The sequence below is a fragment of the Nocardia sp. NPDC057663 genome (genome assembly GCF_042799895.1).
In the GTDB taxonomy this organism is placed as follows: domain Bacteria; phylum Actinomycetota; class Actinomycetes; order Mycobacteriales; family Mycobacteriaceae; genus Nocardia.
Map to the genome: position 1 here is coordinate 653,097 of NZ_JBHVHX010000003.1, position 25,173 is coordinate 678,269.

Annotated in this window: 22 protein-coding genes; 18 read left to right on the forward strand and 4 right to left on the reverse strand. The window is 69.0% G+C overall.

The window, feature by feature from the left end; genetic code table 11:
* Window positions 1-43 precede the first annotated feature (43 nt).
* Entirely contained in the window at window positions 44-1,723 is a 1,680-nt protein-coding gene (gene hutU / locus ACFVAV_RS10935; protein ID WP_379033338.1) for a urocanate hydratase, read from the reverse strand.
* Window positions 1,724-1,869: 146 nt separating this feature from the next.
* On the opposite strand from hutU, the gene hutC reads away from it, so the two are divergent.
* The 3 genes from hutC (at window position 1,870) to ACFVAV_RS10950 (ending at window position 3,877) form a co-directional block, all read left to right on the forward strand.
* Window positions 1,870-2,643, forward strand: coding sequence for a histidine utilization repressor (hutC, locus tag ACFVAV_RS10940; RefSeq protein WP_379033340.1), 774 nt, complete (start codon window positions 1,870-1,872; stop codon window positions 2,641-2,643).
* Between the two features lie 295 nt (window positions 2,644-2,938).
* Entirely contained in the window at window positions 2,939-3,262 is a 324-nt protein-coding gene (locus ACFVAV_RS10945) for a hypothetical protein (protein ID WP_379033343.1), read from the forward strand.
* 9 nt (window positions 3,263-3,271) lie between these two features.
* A complete protein-coding gene (locus ACFVAV_RS10950) occupies window positions 3,272-3,877 on the forward strand; it encodes a hypothetical protein (protein ID WP_379033346.1) in 606 nt (201 codons plus the stop codon).
* Window positions 3,878-3,884: 7 nt separating this feature from the next.
* Here ACFVAV_RS10950 and ACFVAV_RS10955 read toward each other — a convergent pair whose 3' ends face one another.
* The 3 genes from ACFVAV_RS10955 to ACFVAV_RS10965 all read right to left on the reverse strand — a co-directional run bounded on the left by ACFVAV_RS10955 (window position 3,885) and on the right by ACFVAV_RS10965 (window position 5,887).
* The gene (locus ACFVAV_RS10955) at window positions 3,885-4,373 is read right to left on the reverse strand and encodes an HIT family protein (RefSeq protein WP_379033350.1); all 489 of its coding nucleotides are present in this window, start codon (window positions 4,371-4,373) and stop codon (window positions 3,885-3,887) included.
* A gap of 145 nt (window positions 4,374-4,518) precedes the next feature.
* Entirely contained in the window at window positions 4,519-5,292 is a 774-nt protein-coding gene (locus ACFVAV_RS10960; protein WP_379033353.1) for a helix-turn-helix domain-containing protein, read from the reverse strand.
* A 25-nt stretch (window positions 5,293-5,317) separates the two neighbouring features.
* Window positions 5,318-5,887, reverse strand: a complete 570-nt coding sequence (locus ACFVAV_RS10965; protein ID WP_379033356.1) for a TetR/AcrR family transcriptional regulator — start codon at window positions 5,885-5,887, stop codon at window positions 5,318-5,320.
* A gap of 111 nt (window positions 5,888-5,998) precedes the next feature.
* Here ACFVAV_RS10965 and ACFVAV_RS10970 point away from each other — a divergent pair, with 111 nt between their 5' ends.
* The 15 genes from ACFVAV_RS10970 to ACFVAV_RS11040 all read left to right on the forward strand — a co-directional run bounded on the left by ACFVAV_RS10970 (window position 5,999) and on the right by ACFVAV_RS11040 (window position 24,890).
* Complete coding sequence (locus ACFVAV_RS10970; protein WP_379033359.1) at window positions 5,999-6,436, forward strand: DoxX family protein; 438 nt, start codon at window positions 5,999-6,001, stop codon at window positions 6,434-6,436.
* Between the two features lie 98 nt (window positions 6,437-6,534).
* Window positions 6,535-8,349 carry an ABC transporter ATP-binding protein gene (locus ACFVAV_RS10975; protein WP_379033362.1) on the forward strand — a complete coding sequence of 605 codons (1,815 nt, stop codon included), beginning with the start codon at window positions 6,535-6,537 and terminating at the stop codon, window positions 8,347-8,349.
* Complete coding sequence (locus tag ACFVAV_RS10980; protein ID WP_379033365.1) at window positions 8,346-10,061, forward strand: ABC transporter ATP-binding protein; 1,716 nt, start codon at window positions 8,346-8,348, stop codon at window positions 10,059-10,061. Before ACFVAV_RS10975 ends, ACFVAV_RS10980 begins: the two co-directional genes overlap by 4 nt.
* Before the next feature lie 807 nt (window positions 10,062-10,868).
* Window positions 10,869-11,957: a polyprenyl synthetase family protein gene (locus ACFVAV_RS10985; RefSeq protein ID WP_379033368.1), complete on the forward strand. Its 1,089-nt coding sequence runs from the start codon at window positions 10,869-10,871 to the stop codon at window positions 11,955-11,957.
* Window positions 11,954-13,225 (forward strand): hypothetical protein, encoded by a 1,272-nt coding sequence (locus ACFVAV_RS10990; protein ID WP_379033371.1) that lies wholly within the window; start codon window positions 11,954-11,956, stop codon window positions 13,223-13,225. The genes ACFVAV_RS10985 and ACFVAV_RS10990 overlap by 4 nt, the downstream gene beginning before the upstream one ends.
* A gap of 58 nt (window positions 13,226-13,283) precedes the next feature.
* The gene (locus tag ACFVAV_RS10995) at window positions 13,284-14,276 is read left to right on the forward strand and encodes a fatty acid desaturase (RefSeq protein ID WP_379033373.1); all 993 of its coding nucleotides are present in this window, start codon (window positions 13,284-13,286) and stop codon (window positions 14,274-14,276) included.
* Entirely contained in the window at window positions 14,267-15,076 is an 810-nt protein-coding gene (locus tag ACFVAV_RS11000) for a methyltransferase family protein (RefSeq protein WP_379033376.1), read from the forward strand. Before ACFVAV_RS10995 ends, ACFVAV_RS11000 begins: the two co-directional genes overlap by 10 nt.
* A 75-nt stretch (window positions 15,077-15,151) precedes the next feature.
* Window positions 15,152-16,201 (forward strand): mevalonate kinase, encoded by a 1,050-nt coding sequence (gene mvk / locus ACFVAV_RS11005; protein ID WP_379033379.1) that lies wholly within the window; start codon window positions 15,152-15,154, stop codon window positions 16,199-16,201.
* Complete coding sequence (gene mvaD, locus ACFVAV_RS11010; RefSeq protein ID WP_379033382.1) at window positions 16,198-17,271, forward strand: diphosphomevalonate decarboxylase; 1,074 nt, start codon at window positions 16,198-16,200, stop codon at window positions 17,269-17,271. The genes mvk and mvaD overlap by 4 nt, the downstream gene beginning before the upstream one ends.
* Before the next feature lie 100 nt (window positions 17,272-17,371).
* Window positions 17,372-18,580 (forward strand): phosphomevalonate kinase, encoded by a 1,209-nt coding sequence (locus ACFVAV_RS11015; protein WP_379033385.1) that lies wholly within the window; start codon window positions 17,372-17,374, stop codon window positions 18,578-18,580.
* Window positions 18,577-19,674, forward strand: a complete 1,098-nt coding sequence (gene fni / locus ACFVAV_RS11020) for a type 2 isopentenyl-diphosphate Delta-isomerase (protein ID WP_379033388.1) — start codon at window positions 18,577-18,579, stop codon at window positions 19,672-19,674. Before ACFVAV_RS11015 ends, fni begins: the two co-directional genes overlap by 4 nt.
* Window positions 19,667-20,725 carry a hydroxymethylglutaryl-CoA reductase gene (locus ACFVAV_RS11025; RefSeq protein WP_379033391.1) on the forward strand — a complete coding sequence of 353 codons (1,059 nt, stop codon included), beginning with the start codon at window positions 19,667-19,669 and terminating at the stop codon, window positions 20,723-20,725. The genes fni and ACFVAV_RS11025 overlap by 8 nt, the downstream gene beginning before the upstream one ends.
* Entirely contained in the window at window positions 20,722-21,894 is a 1,173-nt protein-coding gene (locus ACFVAV_RS11030) for a hydroxymethylglutaryl-CoA synthase (protein ID WP_379033394.1), read from the forward strand. The genes ACFVAV_RS11025 and ACFVAV_RS11030 overlap by 4 nt, the downstream gene beginning before the upstream one ends.
* 9 nt (window positions 21,895-21,903) lie before the next feature.
* The gene (locus ACFVAV_RS11035) at window positions 21,904-23,397 is read left to right on the forward strand and encodes a flavin-containing monooxygenase (protein ID WP_379033396.1); all 1,494 of its coding nucleotides are present in this window, start codon (window positions 21,904-21,906) and stop codon (window positions 23,395-23,397) included.
* Window positions 23,394-24,890, forward strand: coding sequence for a flavin-containing monooxygenase (locus tag ACFVAV_RS11040; RefSeq protein WP_379033399.1), 1,497 nt, complete (start codon window positions 23,394-23,396; stop codon window positions 24,888-24,890). Before ACFVAV_RS11035 ends, ACFVAV_RS11040 begins: the two co-directional genes overlap by 4 nt.
* Window positions 24,891-25,173 lie beyond the last annotated feature (283 nt).

The window sequence follows — 25,173 nt, forward strand, 5'->3', positions numbered from 1 at the left end:
ACCGTCGCCCGCACCGAGCGCGGGTGCAGGCGGCGGAAGGGGATCAATTCTCCTGCATGGGGATTCGCACCCCGCGCTCCCGGGCGACGTCGGCGGCGTGCTCGTAGCCGGCGTCCACATGCCGGATGACACCCATGCCGGGGTCGTTGGTGAGGACCCGCTCCAGCTTCTGGGCGGCCAGGGGCGTGCCGTCGGCGATGCAGACCTGGCCGGCGTGGATGGAGCGGCCCATGCCGACGCCGCCGCCGTGGTGGATCGAGACCCAGGAGGCGCCGGAGGCGGTGTTGAGCAGGGCGTTGAGCAGGGGCCAGTCGGCGATGGCGTCGGAGCCGTCGGCCATGGCCTCGGTTTCGCGGTAGGGGGAGGCGACCGAGCCGGAGTCGAGGTGGTCGCGGCCGATGGCCAGTGGTGCGGACAGCTCGCCCGAGGCGACCATCTCGTTGAATTTCAGGCCGGCGCGGTGGCGTTCGCCGTAGCCGAGCCAGCAGATGCGGGCGGGCAGGCCTTCGAACTTCACCTTCTCGCCCGCCATGGTGATCCAGCGCTTCAGGTGCTCGTTCTCGGGGAACAGCTCCATGATCGCGCGATCGGTGGCCGCGATGTCCTTCGGGTCGCCCGAGAGCGCGGCCCAGCGGAACGGCCCGAGGCCCTCCTCGAACAGCGGGCGGATGTAGGCGGGCACGAAGCCGGGGAACGCGAAAGCCCGGTCGTAGCCGCCCTTTCGGGCCTCGTCGCGAATCGAGTTGCCGTAGTCGAACACCTCGGCGCCCTTGTCCAGGAACCCGACCATCGCCTCGACATGCTTGGCCATCGACGCCTGCGCCTCGGTGGTGAACCACGCCGGATCCTTCTCGGCGAGGGTGTGCCAATCCTCCAGCGCGACACCGATCGGCAAGTAGGACAGCGGATCATGCGCGGAGGTCTGGTCGGTGACGATATCGATCGGCGCGTCCATGGCCAGCAGCTGCGGGAACACCTCGGCGGCATTGCCGACCAGGCCGATCGACAGCGCACGGCGGTCGTCGCGCGCCGCGATCGCGAGATCCAGTGCCTCCTGCAAGGATTCGGCCTTCGTATCGAGGTAACCGTGCGCGATCCGCCGATCGATGCGCGCCGGATCGCAGTCGACGCACAGCGCGACGCCCTCGTTCATTGTCACCGCCAGCGGCTGCGCGCCGCCCATGCCGCCCATCCCCGCGGTGAGGGTGATGGTGCCGGCCAGCGTGCCGCCGAACCGCTTGCGCGCCACCGCGCCGAAGGTCTCGTAGGTGCCCTGCAGGATGCCCTGGCTGCCGATGTAGATCCACGACCCCGCGGTCATCTGGCCGTACATCATCAGGCCGAGCTGCTCGAGCTTGCGGAAATCTTCCCAGTTCGCCCAGTCACCGACCAGATTGGAGTTGGCGAGCAGCACCCGCGGCGCCCACTCGTTGGTGCGGAACACGCCGACCGGCTTGCCGGACTGCACCAGCAGCGTCTCGTCCGAGGCGAGCGTCTCCAGGGTCCGCACGATCGCGTCGAACGCCGCCCAGCTGCGCACGGCGCGGCCGGTTCCGCCGTAGACGACCAGGTCGTCGGGGCGCTCGGCGACCTCGGGATCGAGGTTGTTCATCAACATCCGCAGGGCACCCTCCTGCTGCCAGCCCAGCGTGTGCAGCTGCGATCCACGCGGGGCGGACACGGGCCGGGGGCCGGCGGGTGGCGGGGTGGCGGCGTCGGTCATCGGTTCACTCCTCGAAAAGACGGCTGTGTCCTGGGTCACTGAAATCCAGACTAGTGGTATAGTCCTGTATATACAAGTAACTGTCAAGCGTGCTGTGCCGTCCGGGCGCAACGTATTCTCTGGGCAAACTGAGGGAACGGATACCGGTGGTGGCGATCGAAGTGGTCGATGCGGACCTGGCCGCGCTGTACAGCGAACTGGGGACCGAATTCGCGGCGTACGAACGCGTCAAGCAGCTGATCATGGCGCAGATCAAGGGTGGCCGGTGGACCGAGGGCGCGCAGATCCCCTCGGAGAACCAGCTGGTCAACGCGCTCGGCCTGTCCCGGATGACGATCAATCGCGCGCTGCGTGATCTCACCGCCGACGGCGCGCTCAATCGGGTGATGGGCGTGGGCACCTTCGTCGCGCCGACCAAGGCCGCCTCGCCGCTGTTCGAGGTCAGGAACATCGCCGACGAGATCTCCCGGCGCGGGCACCGGCATCGCACCGAGGTGGTGTTCGTCCGTGCGGAGGAGGCGGGCGACCGGGATCCGGTGCTCGGAAATGCCATGAGCGGCAGGGTGTTCCATTCGCTGCTGGTGCACATCGAGGACGACGTCCCGATCCAGGTGGAGGACCGCTACGTCAATCCGGCCCAGGCGCCCGACTACCTGGCCCAGGATTTCACCACCGTCACGCCGAACACCTACCTCAGCGAGGTCGCTCCGCTGATCCGCGGCGAACATGTCGTGGAGGCGGTGCGGGCCAGTCGCGAGGAGTGCAAGCTGCTCGATATCGACCGCGACGAGCCGTGTCTGCTCATCCGGCGCCGCACCTGGTCCTCGGGTGGGCTTGTCAGCGCGGCGCGGCTGATCCACCCGGGATCGCGCAATCGGCTCGAAGGCAGCTTCGGTTCCGGGTCGAATCACGGCGAATAAGAATCCCGAACTCACCGCGGGATTCCGGGCAGTGTGAGCACTGGCCGGTGTTCGGGTGCGGCGCGCCCGTCGATGGTGCTTGGAATTGTTACGCGATCTGAATACTATTCGCTGCCAGCAATTGCTCCGCTAACCACAAATGTGGCTCTGACTTGGGAGTATCTATTGGGGATCGCCGAGCGGCGGTTTCGGGTTATCACTGTTTCGTGACGAATCGGTTGGTAGCCCAGGTCCGGGCTGTAGGTTTAGTAGCCCATGGTTCTCTGGGTTCCATTCAGGTAACGGAGAGGCGGAAATGGCTACAGTCGCACGGCAGTCGGGGCCGCACAGGATGATCTCCCGGCAGGGCATTTCCGCACTGAAATCGTCGATGTCGCCGTCGACTCTGGTGACCGTCGGCCTGATCTTGCTGATCCCCGTCCTCGCCACCGCGGGCCCCATCGCGGCGTCGGCGCTGATTGCCCGGTATGCCGGAGTCGACGGGTCGGGTGTGCTGGTTCTCGTGGTGATCGCGGCCGTGGTGTGCGCCGCCGTCGTGGCCGCGGTCTGGGCGTTCCGGCTCGCGTGGCGCCGCGGCGCGGCCACCGGGCAGCACCCGTTCGGTTTCCTCGCCCGGTAGGAGCTCGCCATGCAGACGCACCGACCGGCGGCGGGCCCCGCCGTCCCCGCGATCGATCCGCTCCGCACTTCCGACATCGACGAATGCCGCCGCCTGCGCATCGTCGCCCGCATCGACGACCCGGTGGTGTGGCACTCGGCCGCCGCGCGCCTGCTCGACTGTGGCCGCCGCCGCTGGCACGCGCGGCACGACATCGCCGACCATCCGGCGTTACGCCGCTGGTCGTGCATTCAGGATTCGCAGCGGCTGCCCGAACAGCCCTGCCTGCGAACGCTTTTCGCGGCAGTCGCGGCGGGTCAGGAGATCGGCGTCGGCGACCCGTGCGCCGATTTCGCCACGGCGGTGATGCTGCTGTCGAGTTGCCCGGCGGCGGTGGTCCGCCAGTCCGACCCGATGAATGATCCACGCGCCGTGTGTTTTTCGGTGTACGCGTACCGCGAGGACGACCTGCCCCTGGCGGAGGACCTGATCACGACGACGATCCACGCCTGCGGCGCCGTCCTGGCCCGCCGCTGCACCGTCCTGCGCCGCGGCGCGGCGGTCGGGCCCGTCACCCCGGTCGTCGATCATCCGCTGCCGGAGTTGCTGGTCCTGGGCGGTTCCGCGGCGCGCTGACCCGCGGTCATCCTTCGGCGAGGATCTCGGTCAGCGTCGCGGTGATCGCCGCGCGCAGCCCGTCGTGCCGAGCGCTCAGCGCGTGCTCCGGAGCCGAGCGTTCCGCGCCGTACAGGTGGACCGGGCCGACCCGCAGCTGCTCGGGTTCCCAGGCGTAGCGCGCGTGGATATGCCCGTGGAGGTGTCCCCAGGTGTTGCCGAGTACCTCGTAGTTGATCCGCAGGAACGCCGGATCCGCTGCGCGACAGGCGCGTTCGACCGCCTCGCCGAGGATCACCATGTCCGCCATGAACGCGCCCCGCTCCGGCCGCGGCAGCTCGGTGAGCTGATCGGCATCGCCGTCGTAGATCAGCACGCAGTATCCGGGCAGGTGCTGGGTGTCCCCGATGACGGCCCAGCCGGTGATCAGCCGGCGCAGCACCGTCGGATTCGTCCCCGCCGCGGCGGCACCGGCCCGATCGCTACGCCAGTCGTTCGCTTCTGGATCTTGCGACATGCTGCCACATTCCTGTCCTGCGCCGACGACGCCTGTGCGAGAAGGGTGTTCGATCGTACCCGGACAACCTGTGCCACGCCGACGTCTGGCGCATGCCGACGATGACCTTCGACGGCGGCGCCCCGGCCCGGATCATCGTGACCCGCTACGGAAGGCCGAGGTCGAAGCGCACACCGGAGCGCAGCACTTCCGTGGCGGACAGGCCGAACATATCGTGAAAAGTCTCGCTGAAGTGGGACGGCGTGGCGAAACCGGCGTCGACGGCGCAGCGGGTGAGGTCGCGGCCCGCGGCGGCGTCGCGGATCGCGTGGATGACCCGGGTCCAGCGCTGATAGCCACGGAAGGTGGTGCCGCACTGCTGGGCGAACAGCCGCAGGAAGTGCGTCTTCGACAGGCCGAGATCGGCGGCCATCGCCTCGGCCCGGAAGACGTGGTGGGGGTTGCGGCTGATCGCGGCAGCCGCCCAGGAGATCCGCGGATCGGCGACCGGCGTGTGGCCCGCGCCGGCGCCGGCGAAGATCTGCTCGGGCTCGACGACAGCGGCACCGCACAGCTCGACGAGCTTGCGTTCGCGCCGGTGTCCGAGCCCGTACGGTCCGGCGACAGCGGTCATCTCGTCGGCGATCGTCGTCGCGGGCGCACCGGCGGGATCGACGTACAGCAGCAGGATCCAGCCGCCGGGGGCGTTGACCCGATGGACCGTGCGGGCGGGCGCGAACGAGCTGCCGGTGTGGATCTCCCCGTGGGTGGCGGTCTCGAGGACGAACGGCCCGTCCAGGCCGACGCTGAGCACCGCGACCGAGGGCGCGTGCGGGTCGACGCCGAGCTCGGGCCCGATGTAGCCCACGTGCCCCGGCCGCATCCACACCACCGGCGACCGCACCGGACCGCTCTTCTCCGACAACACACCGACGGTCACGGCTGCCAGCGTATCGGGGCGCCGCTCAGTCGAAGGCCACGGTCGCGAGCATCTCGCGCGCGATCCGCTCGGGGTCCGTCGAGGTCGCCAGCTCGGACCCGTCGAGCGCGCCCTCGCGCCACAGCGTCGCGAACCCGTGCACCAGCGACCACGCGGCCAGCCGCGTCGCCCGCTGCCGCTCCGGTTCCTGATCGGACTGTATCTCGGCCACCCCGGCGCGCAACGCGGCGCCTGATCGCTCCCGCGCCGCCACCAGCTCCGGATCGTCCGCGCGCAGCACCTCCCGCCGGAACATGATGTCGAACCGGCCGGGATTGCTCAGCGCGAAGCGGATATAGGCCAGGGCCACCTCCCGCATATCCTCGCCTGCCGCCGCCAATTCCGTTGCCAGCAGGTCGAATCCCTCGATCGCCAGCGCGGTGAACAATCCGGCCCGGTCACCGAAGTGATGCGCGGGCGCCGCGTGGGAGACCCCGGCCCGGCGGGCGAGTGCCCGCAGCGACACCCCCTCGATGCCCTCGGCCGCGATCTGCTCGGCCGCCGAGTCGAGCAGGGCTGCCCGCAAATCGCCGTGGTGATACCCGGTTTTCGTCATGCCTCGATCCTGACGCACAAACTTGTCATTGACAAGTTCCGATGCTGCTGTCAATCTTTCCAGTGTCAAGATTGGCGGCAGGCCAGTCGACGTTCGTCTCGAGGAGTTCTCATGGCCCCCTTCATCGCTCTCGCCGTCGTCACCGCCCTGGCCAGGCTGATCGGGTGGCTCACCGACCTCGCCTGGCTGGACTCCTGGCCCCGCGCGATCGCCCTCGGCCTGGCGGCGATGTTCACCCTCACCGCGAGTGCGCATTTCGCCGAACCCCGCCGCACCGCCCTGATCGCGATGGTCCCGCCCAGCTTTCCCAACGCACCAGCCCTCGTGACCCTGACCGGTGTCCTCGAACTGGCCGGGGCCGTCGGTCTACTGATTCCGGCCACCTCGCCCGTCGCCGCGGCCTGCTTGTTCGCGCTGCTGCTCGTCATGCTCCCGGCGAACATCCGCGCCGCGCGCGCCGATCTGGGCATCAAGACCATGCCGCTGCCCGCCCGCACCGTTCTGCAAGGAATCTTCCTCGCCGCCTGCGCCCTGGTCGTCCTCGGCTGAGGGACCGCACGTTTCCGAAAGCGCACCGCCGGACTCCGCCGTCACAGTATTCGGTACGCCGCCCGGTGCGCGGCCGCACAGACCCGAGAGGAACGACGATGACCATCACCGACGTGGCCGAGGTGCTGGAATCCCCACCTGCGGCGAAAGCCGCGCCATCGGGACCGGCTGTCGCCGGCCTCCTTCGCCCCTACCTCGGCAGCTTCACCGCCGTGGTGATCCTGCAGGTCATCGGCGCCGTCGCGGGCCTGGCGCCACTGCTGGCCGTGGTCGAACTGGGCCGAACGTTGTTGTCGCCCGATCCGATCGATCACGGACACGTCTGGCTCGTCGTCCTCGCGGGCGCGGCGGGCCTGTTCGTCCGGCTGGTGTTCACCGCGGCCTCCGCCGGCCTCGGGCACCTGCTCGACGGCCGGGTGCAACTGTCGTTCCGCAGGCAGCTGGCCGCGCGGCTCGGTCGTGTCCCGATCGGCTGGTTCGGGCAGCGCAGGACCGGTGAACTCGCGAAGGTCGTCGGCGAGGACGTGGACGCGGTGCACCCGTTCATCGCCCACGCGCCCGGTGAACTCGTCGCCGCGTCCGTGGTCCCGCTGGTGTCACTGGTCTACCTGTTCACCGTCGACTGGCGGCTCACCCTGATCACCCTGATCCCGGTGGTGCTGGCGATCGCCCTGATCCCACTGATGATGACGCCGACCCGGCTGCGCGAGCAGGAGGAATTCGACGCCGCCATGGGTCGCATCGCGGATTCGGTGATCGAGTTCGTCCGGGGCATCCCGGTGGTCAAGGTGTTCGGCGGATCCGGTCGCGCCCATCGCGCATTCCGCACGGCCACCGACGATTTCGTCGGCACCTTCTACCGGATGGTGCGGGGACTGTCGGTGATCGCCGCGGGCATGCAGCTGGTGCTGTCGCCACCGTTCGTCCTGCTGGTCGTGCTGATCGGCGGCGCGGCGCTGATCACCGGCGGCGGCATGGCCCCGGCCGACCTGCTGCCCTTCGTCCTGCTCGGTCTCGGCCTGACCGCGCCGGTGGCAGCTCTCCTCGGCCACGGCTTCGACGATCTGCAGGCCGCCCAGCGCGCCGTCGGCCGGATCAAGGACGTGCTCGCCGTGCCGCCGCTGCCGGAACCCGCGTACCCGATCGCGCCGGCAGGCCATCGAGTGGAGTTGCGCGACATCCGATTCGGCTACGAGGCGGGCCATGACGTGTTGCGCGGTATCGACCTCGCCCTCGAACCGGGAACGACCACCGCGCTCGTCGGTCCGTCGGGCAGCGGGAAATCCACACTGGTCCAACTCCTTCCGCGCTTCTTCGACCCGACGCACGGCACGGTCTCGCTCGGTGGCGTCGATCTGCGCGAGCTCGGCAGCGACGAGCTCTACCGGCAGGTGTCGTTCGTCTTCCAGGACAGCACCCTGCTGCACGCCACGATCGCCGACAATATCGCGCTCGCGGTGCCGCACGCCGACCTCGACGACGTGGTGCGCGCCGCCCGGCAGGCGAACATCCACGATCGCATTCTCGAACTGCCCGCCGGCTACCAGACCGTGCTCGGCGCCGGGGTGACGCTGTCCGGTGGTGAGGCGCAACGGATCTCGCTCGCCCGCGCCCTGCTCGCCGCCACGCCCGTCTTGATCCTCGACGAGGCGACCTCCTTCGCCGACCCGCAGACCGAGCTGGCGGTGCGGCGCGCACTCGCGGCGGGGGCAGCCGACCGCACGACACTGGTCATCGCGCACCGCATGGAAACCATCGCCGACGCCGACACCGTCGTCGTCCTGGACGATGGTGCGATCGTCGAACGCGGCAGGCCCGCCGACCTGCTGGCGGCAGGTGGCCGGTTCGCCACGCTCTGGCACGCACATCGATCGGCGATCGCCGACGGACCTCGAGGAGACGAAGACCGATGATCCGGATGCTGCTGCGCGTGCTCGGCCACGAGTACGCCGGGCCGGTGCGTCGCACCGTCGCCCTGATGACGGTCACCGCGATCGTCGAAGGACTGTCCTACGCCCTGCTGGTCCCCGTGTTGCGCGCCCTGTTCGGCAGCGATCCCGGCGAGGTCCGGCCCTGGCTGCTCGGCTTCGGCGCCGCGGTCGCGACCTACGCGGTGCTGCGCTATCTCAGCGATCTCGCCGGTTTCCGCAGCGGAACCACCCTGCTGGAAGGGATGTATCACCGGATCGGCGACCATCTGGCCAGGCTGCCCCTCGGCTGGTACAGCGCGAGCCGGGTGGGCGAGGTGTCGGTGCTGGCCAGCCGCGGTGTGCTCGACTCGATGGGCGTCATCGCGCATCTGCTGTCGCCGTTCATCTCCGCCGCGGTGACGCCACTGACGATCGTCGTCGTGATGTTCGCCTACAACTGGCAACTCGGGCTGGCCGCCGCGCTCGGCGCACCGGTCGTCGCGGCCGTCCAGATCTGGGCGGGCCGGTCCACGGCGGCCGGCGACGCGGACAACGCCGCGCGCGGCGCCGAGGCCACCGGGCGGGTCATCGAGTTCCTGCAGGCCCAGCCGGTGCTGCGGGCGGGCGGCCGGACCGGTGAACGGTTCGGGCTGCTCGACGACTCCCTGACCGCACTGCAGCAGGCATCACGACGGTCGACCCTGTCGGCGCTACCCGGCGTAGTCGGCCTGGCGCTGACGGTGCAGGCGCTGTTCACCGTCGTGCTCGTCCTCGGCGCGTATCTCGTCCTGAACGGAGGTATCGGTGCCGCAGAGCTGCTCGCCATCCTGGTGCTGGCCGCCCGCTGCGCCGACCCGTTGCTCTCGCTGGCCGACATCGGCGGCAAACTCCGCGCCGCACGGTCGGTGCTGGCGCGCCTGGATGCGGTCCTGCGCACCGCACCGCTGCCGGAACCGCGCGAACCGGCGCTGCCGGCCGGCCACGACCTGGCCTTCGATTCCGTCGCGTTCCGGCAGGGCAATCGCACCGTGTTCGACGACGTGTCGCTGACGGTGCCCGACGGGAGCACGCTCGCTGTCGTCGGCCCGTCGGGCGCGGGCAAGACCACCCTGCTGCAACTGCTCGCCCGCTTCGCCGACGTGGACGCGGGTGCGGTCCGGGTCGGGGGAGTGGACGTGCGCGACATCAGCACCGAGGAGCTCATGTCCCGGATCGCGGTCGTCTTCCAGGACGTCTACCTCTTCGACGGCACCATCGAGGACAACGTGCGGCTCGGCCGACACGGCGCCGACGACGCCGAGGTTCGCGCGGCGGCCGCGGCGGCCCGGCTCGACGAGGTGATCGAGCGTCTGCCCGGCGGCTGGGCCGCGCATGTCGGCGAGGGCGGCGCCCGCCTGTCAGGCGGTGAGCGCCAACGTGTGTCGATCGCCCGCGCACTGCTGAAGGACGCGCCGATCGTGCTGCTCGACGAGATCACCTCCGCGCTCGACCCCGTGAACGAGGCGGCCGTGCACGCGGGCATCGAGCGCCTGATGGCGGGCCGGACGGTGGTGACGGTGGCACACCGCCTGCGTACTGTCCAGCGCGCCGACCGGATCGTGTTCGTCGACGGCGGGCGCGTCGTGGAACAGGGCACCCACGACGAGCTGCTGCGCGCGGGCGGCCGCTACGCCGGGTTCTGGGCAACCTCCGGGGTCTCGGTCGCGGGCGGGTGATCCGGCGGCGGTGCCGACGCGCGCGAAACCACACCGGCCGTCGCCGGAGTTGCGCGGGCCGGCCAGGCCCGCCGAGTCTGAAATGATCTTGGTGCCGCTTTGACATCTGGCGGTGAATTGTCAAGTCTGCGTACATATTTCGAGGACGCGTCCATGTGGACGGTTTGTGAAAGTTGCCAAACGTCCACGTTCCTCTTTGAGGAGATGTCACCAAGCGCCGAACCCGATTCGCGGCATCCCGGGCGCGGCCGTAGAGTCGGCAGTCGAGTGTTGTCCGCATGTTTCTCGGTGATCGCCCGCAGGACGATGATGTCCTCGGCGAACGTTTTGAACAGGCGTTTCCCGGCATCCCGGGGACCGGCCTCGTAGTCGGCGCGACCCTACAAGGGGTCGTCGGTCCGAGCATCTCTGTCGCAGCGCCGCGTCAGCTCAGGTACTTACCTTTGCGCAACACACTGCCACCCACCGGTCGGTCGGTGTCACGGAATCTGTTGGGGCACTGCGAGTTCGACATCATCCGGTTCGGCGCCGGAGTGGATCCACCGCTCTCCCAGCATAAATGGCACATGAGTTACCTTGCGGCACTATCCAATACCACGTTCGCGAGTTGAAACCTGTTGTAGTGCTTGACAAGTGGGCCAGCGGTCCACAAAACTACCCGTCGGTAGCCGGCGATCGGGAGCTCAGGGCCGGTAGTTGTGACAAGTCACTCCCAGTGACTACCCCGCCTGAACCCCCGTGAACCCCTGTGCACCAGTCGGGGTGAACCTCACTGCCACCGTGACCACACCAAAGGAGTTCAGCGCTATGGACAATCACGCGCTACCCTCAGCGCACCGTCAGGATGCTCGTCCGACAGTGCACCCGGGCGATCAGGTGGCGGTGCTGCCCAGACCGTCGGTCACCACGCAGCCGGTTGTCGACGACAAGCCCGCCGGGCCGGTCGAACTGCTTCCGCTGGTCACCGAGCGACTGCACGAAATCCTGATCACCGGCGGCGATTTCGATGCCATCTACCGGCATGTTCTCGCCGCGCCCGGCAAGCGGGTGCGGGCTCGTCTCGTGCTCGCGTGCGCCGGCCTGCTACCCGATGTCGCGGCGGCGCCACAGCATGCCGCCATCGACCTGGCCTGCGCGATGGAGATGCTGCACGAGTCCTCGCTGCTGCACGACGACATCTGTGACGGTTCCCTGCTGCGCCGCGGCGCGCCCTCGGTGCCTGCCGCGTTCGGCGTCCGTATCGCCGCCAGGGCGGGATTCCACATGGCGGGCGCCGCGATGCAGGTGGTCGCCCAGGTGCTGGCCGACAACCTGGGAGTGTTCGCCGGGATCGGCGACGCGCCCGGCGTGACCTATGCCGACCGGTTGTCGGACCTGTCGTTCGGCCAGCTCATCGAGACCTTGCCGCCCGCGGTCGACGCGACCGCGCTGCGCCGCCACTACGAACTCGTGGCAGGCGCGAAGACCGGCACGCTGTTCCGGCTGGCGTGCTCCTACGGCGGCACGGCGGGCGGCGCCGACCACGACCGGCTGCAGGCCCTGATGCAGTACGCCGACCAGCTCGCGCTCGCCTTCCAGATCATGGACGACGTCCGCGACATCGAGGGCGGCCCCGAGCTGGGCAAGGACGCCTGCGGCGATCTGGACCGGCGGGTGCCGACCTGGCCGGTCATCGAATGGCTGGCGCTGCGCCCCGGTGCGCGCGACATGTGGCTGTCCACGGAAACTTCCAGCGCCACGCTGCAGACCGACCTGGTCGAGAGCGGGGCCACCCAGGCCGCGCGCGTCGTCGCGGTGCAGGCCACCGAGACCGCGAGCGCGGCCCTGGACATCTTCCCGTCCACGCCCGCGCGCGCGGACCTCCGCGAACTCTTGCAGCAGGTGATCAACCGATGAGACAGACCAGAATCGGCGCCCTGGCCTACGGCCTGCGCCACCTGCGGCGCGCACCGGATATGGCCGTGCTGCGGGCCGCCTCGTCACCGGAGGAACTGGCCAGGCTGGCGCTGATCCCCGCGGGCCGCAACCTCGGCATCTCGGTGAGTTTCCTGCCCGCGCGCCAGCGGGCCGAGGCGACCGCCGCGCTGCTGGCCTGCCGGGTGCTCGATGCCTTCGAGGACCTCAGCGATCGCGCGGTCGCGAGCAGTGCCGTGCTGGCGGCCGCCGACTACCTCACCAGCACCACCGACACGCCGCCGCCCGCCCTGCCCGCCGTCGCCGCGGAAGCTCGCGACAGCGAGGCCGTCGACCGGCTGCTCGCCGAGCGCATCGGCGATATCAAAGCGCTGCTGTCCGCGCTGTCGGCGGAGGGGCGCGAGCGGGTCGGTGCGGTGATCGTCGACGTGGCCGGTGTCATGGCCCGCAATATCGACACGCCGCTGTCCCGGGTCGTCTACAGCGAAGGCGTGCTCGGGCGGGTCACCCACTACGCGTGCGCGCTGGTCGCCGAAGGCGTGCTGTCGGAAGCGGATCTGCGCGAACTGACCGGCTGCGTCGCGGTGATCGCCCAGTCCGCAAACGATCTGCGCGACAACGAGTTCGAGATCTACGGGGTCGCCGACCGCGAGGAATTGAAGCGGGTGGTGATGCTGCAGCTGCTGGCGCCCGCGCTGGGCGGCTTCGCCCTGCTCGCCCGCCTCGGCCCCGGCACACCGAGTCCCGGTGCGCGCGCGGCGATGGCGTACATGACCATCACCACGGCAGCGTTCCTGTGCTCGGTCGTCGACGCGCCCTCGCCCTACCGGCGCAAGGTCGGCGCCGCGCTGCTGGCGGCTTCGTCGGACACCTACTGGAACAGGATGCTGGACCGGGTGCGCCGCACCGCCGATCTGGCGATCCACCGGATGCTCGACGCCTCACCGGATTTCGCCGACGGCGCGAACCAGGCGACCGAGGTGCTCGGCGCGGGCGACCCGCGATCGATGCCGACCTCGCTGGTCCCGCTGATCGTCGACACCACCTTCGCGCTCGTGCAGACCCTGCCGGAGGGACCGCTGACCGGCGAGCTCCCCGACGCCGAAGTGCGCACCATGATGATCGCCGATCACCTGGCCTTCGGTGCCATGGAGCGGGTGCCACCGCACGAACCCGAAGCTCTGCAGGCGCTCGCCACGAGACTCCAACTCGCTGCCCTCGACACCAGCACCCAAGGGAGCCGCCCATGAGCATCGTCACCAGACCCGCGCTCACCGTCCTGGACACCACTAGCGAAGGAGCTCTCCTATGAGCACCGGAACGCCCGTCGCGCCGGAGCACGCCCCGTTCAGCAAGCGCGTGCTCAAGCTCGAGCACGCCTCGAACGTCGGCCCGCTGATGCACATCGCGCTGTGGATCGGCATGCTGGCCCTCGGCCTGTTCGTGCCGTTCGCCACGAACTGGTACATCGCGGTGCCGCTGATCATCGTGCTGTCGCTGCTGAACCTCTCGCTGACCATCGGCGTGATGCACATGCACACCCACCGGCCACTGTTCGTGTCGAAGTTCCCGAACCGGGTCGTCGACTTCCTGTGCTGTCTGCCCGGCAACCTGACCGCGGCCGAGATGCGCGAGGTCCACGTCCTCAACCATCACCGGTTCAACGACGGGCCAGGTGACGTCACCTCGACCGCCGGGATGGAGAAGGGCCTCGGCGCCATCTGGTACTGGGTCCGCTACGGCGTCATCGTCAAGATCCACACGATGCGGACCATCTTCGCGGCCGACCCGGCGCCGCGCCGCCGCAAGACGCGCCAGCAGTTCCTGCTCGACATGGCGCTGTACGCGGTGGTCATCGGAACCGTCTGGTACCTGGTCGATTTCGATCGCTTCGTGCTGTTCTACTGGGTGCCCTTCCTGATCACCCAGGTCAACGCCGGCTACTTCGCCTGGTTGAGCCACGCGCCGGCCAAGGGCTTCGAGGACGACCCGAGCACCTCGCTGAACAACGCGGGCAACATTCTCAACTTCCTGATCTTCAACCAGGGCTACCACAGCGTGCACCACCGCTACCCCGGTATCCACTGGAGCCAGATCCCGGACAAGCTCGACTACATGCGTGATGTCAACCCCGGCGTCATCGTCCCCTACTGGATGGTGGCCCAGTCGGGCTGGCGCCTGTTCTGGCCCGGCGGCTTCCTCAACGAGGGCTACGGCACCAAGTGGAAGGCCCGGCTGGAGAAGCGCATCGACGAGGGGACCGTGCGTTCGCGGTACCTGCCGTGGTTCGCATGGATCTGATCACGCCGACACCGACCCAGGCGCGGGACGTGCTGACGAGCCGTTCGCGGCTCGTCCCGTTCCTGTTCTCCTTCGCCGTCTACGGCGTCGCGGGCATCACCGTGCCGCTGATGCTGCTGTTCGCCGGCGGCTGGTTCCTGCCGAAGACGATCGACAAGGGCCCGCACCTGTCGACCGTCCCGGCGATCGTCGTCGACGTGCTGCTGCTGGCGCTGTTCGGCCTGCAGCACTCGGGCATGGCCAGGCCCTCGTTCAAGGCGTTCGTCACCCGCTGGGTGCCCGAAGCGCTGGAGCGGACCGTGTACATCGTGATGGTGTGCCTGGTCATGTGGGTGATCATGCTGGCGTGGCAGCCGATTCCGGCGGTGATCTGGTCGGCCGAGGGCACCGCGGGGCTGGTGCTCGATGCCGGGTTCTGGCTCGGCTTCGTGCTCGTCTACGCGGCGACGCTGCTGCTGAACCATTTCCACCTGCTCGGCATCAGCCAGGCCTACCGCGAGTACGTCATCCAGGTTCCCGACGCGACCGTCGATCGGCTCCAGGTGAACGGGGTCTACCGCCTCGTGCGCCATCCGCTGATGACCGGCCTGCTGGTCTCGTTCTGGTTCGCCAGCACGTTCACCGTCGGGCACCTGGTGTGGGCACTCGGGTTGACCGGTTACATCCTGCTGGGCACCTACCTGGAGGAACGCGACCTGATCGCGCGCTTCGGTGCGTCCTACCGCGCCTACGCAGCGCAGGTCCCCGCCTTCTTCCCGTCCGTGTTCCGCATCTTCGGCCGATCGAGTCGGCAGCCGTAAAGGCGTGCCGCCCGGCGCGTTTCCCGTTCGGGACGCGCCGGGCGGACCCTGCCCGAGTTCGGGAGAGGAATCGACGTGAACGGTCATCCTGTTCGAGAGCGCACCAGAGACAACTCCACAGACGCGGGCCCCGTTCCCGGCGTCGGCCATTCCTACGCCAAGGCGATCCTGCTGGGCGAGCACACCGTCGTCCACGGCACGCCCGCGATCGCGTTCCCACTGCCCGCGCTGCCGGTGCGCGCCCTCGCCCGTCGCGGCGCTGCCGGTGCGCAATCGGAGGTGCCCGCCGAGGGCGGTTTCCGGTTCCGCGCGGGTGACCCGCACACAGCGACCGCCGCGTCCGGGCCGTGCGTCGCGGTCGAAGAGGCGTTGCGGCGGTGGGGATTCGGTGGCGATGTCGTCGATGTCGTTGTCGAGTGCGATATTCCGCTGGCGCGTGGACTCGGCTCCAGTGCCGCCTGCGCGGGCGCGGCGGTGCGCGCGGTCGCCGACCTGTACGGCCGCACCGTCGATCCCGGCACGCTCTACGAACTCGTGCAGTGCGGCGAGCAGGTCGCGCACGGCCGGGCCAGCGGCATCGACGCCAGCGCCGTCCTGGCGAGCGGCCCGATCCTGTTCCACCAGGGCTCGGCCCGTCCGATGGAGATCGGCCTGGACGCGGCCTTGGTGATCGCCGACACCGGCGTGCCCGGTTCCACCCAGCACGCGGTGGCCGGCGTGCGCCGCACCCTGGAGCGCGATCCGCGGGCAGCCGAGCATCTGCTGGCCAGGGCCGCCGACTTGATCGGTTCCGCCGCGGCCGACCTGTCGGCCGGGCGCGCCGAGTCGCTGGGCAAGACGATGCTCGATTTCCAGGGTCTGCTCGCCGAACTCGGCGTCAGCACACCGCATATCGACACCCTCGTCGACGCGGCGCTCGACGCGGGCGCGTTCGGCGCGAAGCTGACCGGCGCCGGCCTCGGCGGCTGCGTCCTCGCGCTCACCGAGACCGGCGGCGCACTCGCGGTGAGTGCCGCGCTGCGCCGGGCCGGTGCCGTGCAGACCTGGACGGTCGGCACCGCGAGCTTGCGCACGGCCTCCCTGTCCCTATCCTCCTCGAGACCGGAACTCGATACACACCGATGACTTTTTCTTCCGCAGTACCCGTAGTACCCGCAGTACCCCTAGCGTCCGAGCGGCCCGAGGATCGTGGTCGCGACGGCGAGGCCGTCGCCCTCGCCTATCCGAACATCGCCCTGGTGAAGTACTGGGGCAAGCGCGACGAAACCCTGTTCCTCCCCGTCACGGGGAGCCTGTCGATGACGCTGGACATCTTCCCGACCACGACGTCGGTGCGGCTGATCGACGGACCGGCCGACACCGTCGAGCTCAACGCCACCGCCGCCACCGGCACCGCGCTCGCACGCGTCGAGAAGTTCCTCGACCTGGTCCGCGCCACGGCGGGCCGCACCGAACGCGCCGCGGTGGTGACCGCCAACGCGGGCCCGACCGGTGCCGGCCTGGCCTCCTCGGCGAGCGGGTTCGCCGCACTGGCCACCGCCGCGGCCGCGGCCTACGGACTCGACCTGGACGGCCGCGCCCTCTCCCGCCTGGCCCGCCGCGGCTCCGGGTCGGCCTCGCGCTCCCTCTTCGGCGGCTTCGTCGTCTGGCACGCGGGCGAGGGCGACGGCGAAGCGGGCGATCTGAGCTCCTACGCCGAGCCGATCGGTGGCGACGAACTCGACCCGGCGCTGGTCGTCGCGGTCGTCGAGGCAGGCGAGAAGGCGGTGTCGAGCCGCGTCGCCATGCGCCAGACCACCGAGACCTCGCCGTTCTACCGGCCGTGGGCCGAATCCTCGATGCTCGATCTCGACGAGATGCGCAAAGCCGTTGCCCGCCGGGATCTTCCCGCGATCGGCGAGATCGCCGAGCGCAATGCCCTCGGGATGCACGCCACCATGCTGACGGCGCGACCGGGCATCCGCTACCTGTCGCCGCATTCGCTCGCGATCCTGGACGCGGTGCTCGCGCTGCGCGCCGACGGCATCGTCGCCTACGCGACCATCGACGCGGGGCCCAACGTGAAGGTGCTGTGCACCCGCGCCGACGCGCCCACGGTCGCCGCCAGGATCGAGGGCCTCGGCGAGTTCGTCACCACCCGGACCGCGCACATCGGCCCGGGCGCACGGCTGACGACGGGTGGCGACGGTGAGTAGTAACGGAGATCGGTCCGGGACCCTGACTGCGGAAAGTCGGCGATCGCCGACCGGCCGCGCAGGTCGGCCCGGGAGTGGGGGAGCCGACGGCCTTCGGCCTGTGATCAGTTGTCGCGCACCAGGAAAGCTGTTCATCGCAGGTGAGTACGCCGTCGTCGAGCCTGGGCATCTGGCGGTGCTCACCGCTGTCGACCGCTACGCCACCGCCACGGTCACCGACGCTGCTACCGGGGTGACGGGGGGATTCGTCACGGTCACCGACCCGGCTGCCAGGGTGACAGGGGAGTTCGGCACGGTGACCGGTGCGCCCGCCGCGGTGACTGACGCGTCCGCCGGGGTGGTTGTGACGCTGCGGTCGGACCTGGACGGTGGCGTGACGCTGGCCTGCGGCCGCGAGGGTGATCGTTTGGTCCCGCTGACACCCGATGCCGGTGTGCCCGCGGCATTCGCCTATGTCTTCGCCGCAGCATCGGTCATCGATCGGTTGCTCGCCGAGCGTGGAATCCCCTCCCGCCCTTACGAAGTGGACGTCACAGCCGACCTGGGCGATGCCGATGGCCGCAAGTACGGTCTCGGCTCCAGCGCGGCTGTGACGGTAGCCACCGTCGCCGCCCTCGGGCAGTTCCACGAGCTCGAGCTCACGGCGATGCAGCGGTACCGGCTGGCCATGCTGGCCACGATCGCGGTCAACCCGCGCGCCTCCGGCGGCGACGTGGCGGTGAGCACCTGGGGCGGCTGGCTCGCCTACGGTTCCCCCGACCGCGCGGTCGTCGCCGAGATCGCCGCCGCCGAGGGCATCGATGCCGCGTTGCGTGCACCGTGGCCCGGATTGTCCGTGCGTCCGCTGCCCACGCCGACCGGGCTCGCTGTGCAGGTCGGTTGGACCGGAAACCCCGCCTCCACACCGGCATTGGTCGCCGGTCTCGGCGCGGCCACCCGCGCGCCGGGCGACCGGGCGACGTTCAACGCGCGCAGCAACGAGTGCGTGCAGCGCCTGCTGACCGCGGTCGAAGCCGACGACTCCGCCGGGGTCGGCAGCGAGATCGACTGTGCACGTGAGCTTCTGCTCGAACTCGACGAGACCTCCGGTCTCGGCATCATGACGCCACGGCTGCACGCGCTGTGCGCGGCGGGCGCCGCCGTCGGCGCTCCGGCCAAACCGTCCGGCGCGGGCGGTGGTGACTGCGGTATCGCGCTCGTCGACCGCACCCGCACGGCCGCGATCACCGAACTCACCGACCGTTGGGTAGCCGCAGGCATCCGGCCGCTGCCGTTGCGGACCCACCCGTTCGAAGGGGATGCCGCATGATCGCCGATCGCAAGGACGACCACGTTCGCCACGCGGTGAGCCAGCGCCGCGCCGACACCGGCGCCAACGACTTCGACTGCGTCACCTTCGTCCACCACGCGCTGGCCGGCATCGACAGCGACGACGTGTCGCTGGCTGTCGACGTCGCCGGAAAGCGGTGGGACACACCGCTCTACGTCAACGCGATGACCGGCGGCAGCGCAGGCACCGGCGAGATCAACCGCAAGCTGGCCATCGCCGCCCGCGAAACCGGCATCCCCATCGCCACCGGCTCGATGAGCGCCTACTTCCGCGACCCGGGGGTCGCCGACACCTATCGCGTGCTGCGACAAGAGAATCCACACGGATTCGTGATGGCGAACGTCAATGCGACGGCGTCACTGGATCAGGTGCGGCGGGCCATCGATCTGCTCGAGGCCGACGCGCTGCAGATCCACCTCAACGCCGTGCAGGAAGTCGTCATGCCCGAGGGCGACCGGTCCTTCGGATCCTGGCCCCGCCAGATCGAGCACATCACCGCCAATGTCGGAGTCCCGGTGATCGTCAAGGAAGTCGGGTTCGGCCTCAGCAGGCAGACCGTCACCTGGCTGCGCGACGCCGGCGTCACGGTGGCCGATGTCGGTGGCCGCGGCGGTACCAACTTCGCGCGGATCGAGAACGAGCGGCGCCCGGCGGCCGACTTCGCCTTCATCGAGAGCTGGGGCCAGTCGACCCCCCACTGCCTGCTGGACTGCGCCGGGATCGACGGTATCGATATCGCCGCGTCCGGTGGTATCCGCTCGCCGCTCGACATCGCCCGTGCGCTGGCGCTCGGTGCCGACGCGACCGGCGTCGCCGGTGCGTTCCTGGACACGATCGTGCGCCAGGACACCGACGCGCTGATCGCGCAGATCCGCACCTGGCTCGATCAGCTGCGCCAGATCCTGACCGTGCTCGGCGCCCGCACCCCGGCCGAGCTGGCCGGCTGTGACCTGCTGATCACCGGGGACGTGGCGACCTTCTGCGCACTGCGCGGCATCGACGTGGCGGCACTTGCCCACCGGAGTCCCTGGTGGCGCGAATCGAAAGACCGAGGAGAAGTCATCCATGAATGACATGTCGTACGCAGCGGTCCCGCTGCAGTGGGTGGGGCCCGTGCGCATCACGGGCAATATCGTCGACGACGCCGTCGATGTCCCCTTGGCCACCTACGAAACGCCCCTGTGGCCCTCGGTCGGCCGTGGCGCGCGGATCTCCACCCTGTCCGAGCGCGGCATCGTCGCGACGCTGATCGACGAGCGGATGACCCGCTCGATCCTGCTCGAGGCCGACGACGCCTACACCGCGCTCACCACCGTCCGGCAGCTGAAGGACCGCTTCGCCGAGCTGCAGGACGTGGTCGCGGGCAGCAGCCGCTTCGCCCGGCTCATCGATCTGCACCACCAGATCAACGGCAATCTGCTGTTCCTGCGGTTCGAGTTCAGCACCGGTGACGCCTCGGGCCACAACATGGCGACCCTGGCCAGCGACCACCTGATGGACCACATCCTGGCCACCATGTCGGGCGTGCGCTACGGCTCGATCTCGGGCAACTACTGCACCGACAAGAAGGCCACCGCGGTCAACGGGATCCTCGGCCGCGGCAAGAACGTCGTCACCGAACTGCTGATCCCGCGTGCGGTGGTGCAGCAGCGCCTGCACACCACCGCCAGGCAGGTGGTGGAACTCAATATCCGCAAGAACCTGATCGGCACGCTGCTGGCGGGCGGAATCCGTTCCGCCAACGCGCATTACGCCAATATGCTGCTGGCGTTCTACCTGGCCACCGGGCAGGACGCGGCGAACATCGTCGAGGGCTCCCAGGGCGTCACCCACGCCGAGGACCGCGACGGTGACCTGTACTTCTCGTGCACGCTGCCCAATCTCATCGTGGGGACCGTCGGCAACGGCAAACACGCGAGCTTCGTGGACGAGAACCTCGAACGCCTCGGCTGCCGCGCCGACCGCGAGCCCGGCGAGAACGCCCGCCGCCTCGCCGTCATCGCCGCGGCGACCGTGCTGTGCGGCGAGCTGTCGCTGATGGCCGCACAGACCAATCGCGGTGAATTGATGCGCGCCCACACTCAATTCGAGCGGTCAACCACGAGCAACGGAACACAACTATGACTACAACTCCGGTCGGCATCCACGACCTGTCGTTCGCCACCACCCACTACGCCCTCGACCACGCCGTCCTCGCCGAAAGGCTCGGGGTGGATCGCGACAAGTTCTACCTCGGCATCGGCCAGGAGAAGATGAGCGTCGCCGCGGCCGACGAGGATATCGTCACCATCGCCGCGGCCGCGGCCCAGCCGATCCTCGAGCGGCACGGCACCGACAACATCCGCACCGTGCTGCTGGCCACCGAGACCGGTGTCGACCAGTCCAAAGCCGCTGCGCTCTACCTGCATTCGCTGATCGGGCTGCCCAACGCCGCGCGCGTGGTCGAGCTCAAGCAGGCGTGCTACGGCGGCACGGCGGGCCTGCAGTTCGCCGCGGGCCTGATCGCGCGCGACCCGTCGCAGCGGGTACTGGTCATCGCCGCCGACATCGCCAAGTACGAGCTCGACACCCCGGGTGAACCGACCCAGGGCGCGGCCGCCGTCGCGATGCTCGTCAGCGCGAATCCGGCGATCCTGCAACTGGATCCGAAGTCCGGGCTCTACAGCGCCGACATCATGGACTTCTGGCGGCCCAACTACCGGACCGCCGCCATCGTCGACGGCAAGACCTCGGTCAACGCCTACCAGAAGGCCGCCCAGGAAGCGTGGACCGATTACCGCCGCCAGGGCGGGCGCGACCTGTCGGAGTTCGCCGCGTTCTGCTACCACCAGCCCTTCACCAAGATGGCCTACAAGGCGCACCGCCACCTGCTCGAGAGCCAGGGCCACACCGCCGACGCCGCCGAGATCGAGGCCGCGATCGGCGATACCACCCACTACAACCGCACGGTCGGCAACAGCTACACCGCCTCGCTCTACCTCGGCCTGGCATCGCTGCTCGATCATGCGGGCGACCTGACCGGCCGGGCCCTGGCCATGATCAGCTACGGATCGGGCAGCGTCGCCGAATTCTTCAGCGGCACAGTGCAGCCCGGATACCGCGAGCACCTGCGGACCGAGGCGAACCGGGCGGCGATCAGCTCGCGGGAGCTGCTGGACTACGACCACTACCTGCGGCTGCACGAAGCCACCTCGCCCAGCGACGGCGCGTACCACGCCATGCTGGAGGAGACCCGTCGCCCGTACCGGCTGGCCGCCGTCTCCGGCCACAAACGCATCTACGAATCTCGCTGAGGTCTCCACATGAGCAGTAACGGCACGTCGACGTCTCGGCGGCACATCCAGGTCCTGATCATCGGAAGCGGTCTGTCCGGTCTCGGCACGGCCATCCGGCTGAGCCAGCGGGGCCTGACCGACTATCTCGTCATCGAACGCGGCGCCGACGTGGGCGGCACCTGGCGCGACAACACCTATCCGGGGGCGGGCTGCGACGTGCCGTCCCACCTCTACTCGTATTCGTTCGCGCTGAACCCCGACTGGTCCCGCTCGTTCTCGCCGCAAGCCGAGATCGAGCAGTACCTGCAGCAGGTGGCCGATCGCTACGGCGTGCGCGACAAGCACCTGTTCGACACCACGATGACCGCCGCGCGCTGGATCGACGCCGACGGCCGGTGGGAGGTCGACACCAGCAACGGTGCCTTCACCGCCGACTTCCTGGTGTCGGCGGCGGGCGTGCTCGCCGAGCCGAATCTGCCTGATATCAAGGGGATCTCGAGCTTCGAGGGCGAGATCTTCCATTCGGCGCGCTGGAACCACGACGCGAGCCTGGCGGGCAAGAAGGTCGCCGTCATCGGCACCGGCTCCTCCGCGGTCCAGATCGTCCCGTCGATCGCGCCGCAGGTCGAGCGACTCGATGTGTACCAGCGCACCGCGACATGGGTGATGCCGCAACTGAACCGGCCTTACCTGGCGCCGGAGCGCTTCGCCTTCAAGCACGTTCCGGGACTGCAGCGGATGATCCGGGCGCTGATCTACATCGCCCGCGAAGCATTCGTCGTGACCCAGGTGAAGGTCCCGTGGACCGGCCTGCTGCTGGAAGCGGTCGGGCGGGTGAAGATGCGGCTCGAGATCCGGGATCCGGAGACGCGGCGCAAGGTGCTGCCCCAGCACCGCGTCGGCTGCAAGCGCATGCTGGTGTCGAACAAGTTCTACGGCGCGCTCGACCGCGACAACGTCGATCTCGTCACCGACGGCATCGCCGAGGTGCGCGAGCACTCGATCGTGTCCGAGGACGGCACCGAGCGTGAAGTCGACGCCATCGTGCTGGCCACCGGCTTCCATGTCGCCGATTCGCCGACGTTCAACCTCTACACCGGTCGTGACGGCCGGACGGTGTCGGAGGCGGCCGACGCCGAGGGCTACCAGATGTACAAGGGCACCACGGTCGCCAACTTCCCCAACATGTTCTTCATGCTGGGCGCCAACTCCGGGCTGAACTACACCTCGCTGATCTATGTCATCGAGTCGCAGATCAACTACGTCGTCGACGCGGTGACCACGATGCAGCAGCGAAACCTGCAGTCGTTCGAGGTCAAGCTGGACGCACAGCACGAATACAACCGCGGGCTCGCGCCCAAGATGGCCCGCACCGTGTGGGCCACCGGCGGCTGCACCAGCTGGTTCCTCGACAAGCACGGCAACAACTCCGCGCTGTGGCCGGACTTCAGCTTCCGGTACCGGAAGCTGGTGCGCGCGTTCGACATCGAGGCCTACGAAACCACGGCGAAGACGCCGTGACCGAGATTCCCCGCCGCCACGTGCGGGTGGCGATCATCGGGGCCGGGTTCGCCGGGCTCGGCGTGGCCATGCGGCTGCGCCGGCTCGGGATCACCGACTTCGTCGTGTTCGAGCGCGCGAGTGACATCGGTGGCACCTGGCGGGACAACACCTATCCCGGTGCGGGCTGCGATGTTCCGTCCCAGCTCTATTCGTATTCGTTCGCGCCGAATCCGAACTGGACGCACTCGTTCTCGACGCAGCCGCAGATCCAGCAGTATGTGCAGGACGTCGTCGACCGCGCCGGGGTGCGCGAGGCGATCCTGCTCGACTGCGAGGTGACCGACGCGCGCTGGAACAGCGCGACGGCACGCTGGGAAATCCAGACCGGCAAAGGCGTGTTCACCGCCGACATCACGGTGTCGGCGGCGGGTCCGCTGAGCGCGCCGAAGGTGCCGGACATCAAGGGCATCACCACGTTTCGCGGTGCGCTGTTCCACTCCTCGCGGTGGGATCACGAGGTCGATCTGGCCGGTAAGCGGGTCGCGGTCGTCGGTACCGGCGCCTCGGCCATCCAGATCGTGCCGTCGATCGCGGGCGAGGTCGGCAGGCTCGACCTGTACCAGCGCAGTGCGCCCTGGGTGCTGCCCCGCCTCGGCCACCGGTACACCCTGCTGGAACGCCTCACCTACCGGCATGTCCCGGGGGCACAACGGGTGGCCCGCGCCGGGGTCTACTGGCTGCGTGAGTCCTTCGTGCTCTGGCAGTCGAAATACCCGCCGCTGGCCGACTTCTTCGCCTTCGGCGCGCGCCTGAAGCTGTGGTGGGTGATCCGGGACGCGGCGCTGCGGCGCAAGCTCACCCCGGACTACCGGTTGGGCTGCAAGCGGATGCTGATCTCGAACGAGTACTACCCGGCGCTGGCGCGCGACAATGTCGAGGTCGTGACCGACGGCATCGAGGAGATCAGGGAGCAGTCGATCGTCGCGAACGACGGCACCGAACGCGAGGTCGACGCGATCGTGCTGGCGACGGGGTTCCGGATCACCGACTCGCCGACCTACGACCTGATCAGCGGCCGCGACGGGCGCACCCTGTCGGAGGTGTTCGGTGCCGGCGGTCTCAGCGTGTACAAAGGCACCACGATCGCGAACTTCCCGAATCTGTTCCTGATGATCGGCCCGAACGCCGCCCTGAGCTACACCTCGGCGGTGTTCACCATCGAATCGCAGATCAACTACATCGTCGATGCGATCACAACGATGGACGCGCAGGGCCTGCGGACCGTGGAAGTCAGCGAACAGGCACAGGCCGACTACAACCGGGACCTGCAGACCAAGTTCGCGGGAACTGTCTGGAACGGCGACTGCACCAGCTGGTTCGTCGACGAACGAGGCGAGCATTCCCGCCTGTGGCCGGACTTCAGCTTCCGATTCCATCGGATGCTGCGTTCCTTCGATGTCGAGGCCTACGAGACGACCACGCACAGCGAGCAGGCCGCGACGAACTCCTGACCCAGCTGACCCCGGGACGGCGCTGGGCCGTCCCGGGGTCAGTGCCGGGTTACTCGGTGATCGCGGACAGCGTTTCGATCAACGTCACGACTACATCGAGGAGGTCACCGAGAAAAGCAGAAAACATGAAACTCTCCTTTCAATCGGATGATCGACCCGCAGGCGTGCATGAAATCGACACGTAATGTCGACTTCTTCGAAGCGGTAGAGACTGGCGAAACTCTGCAATTCAGATTGCGGGGAGATCGCTGGAATTTTTGGGGTCACACCGGGATGGTGTGGA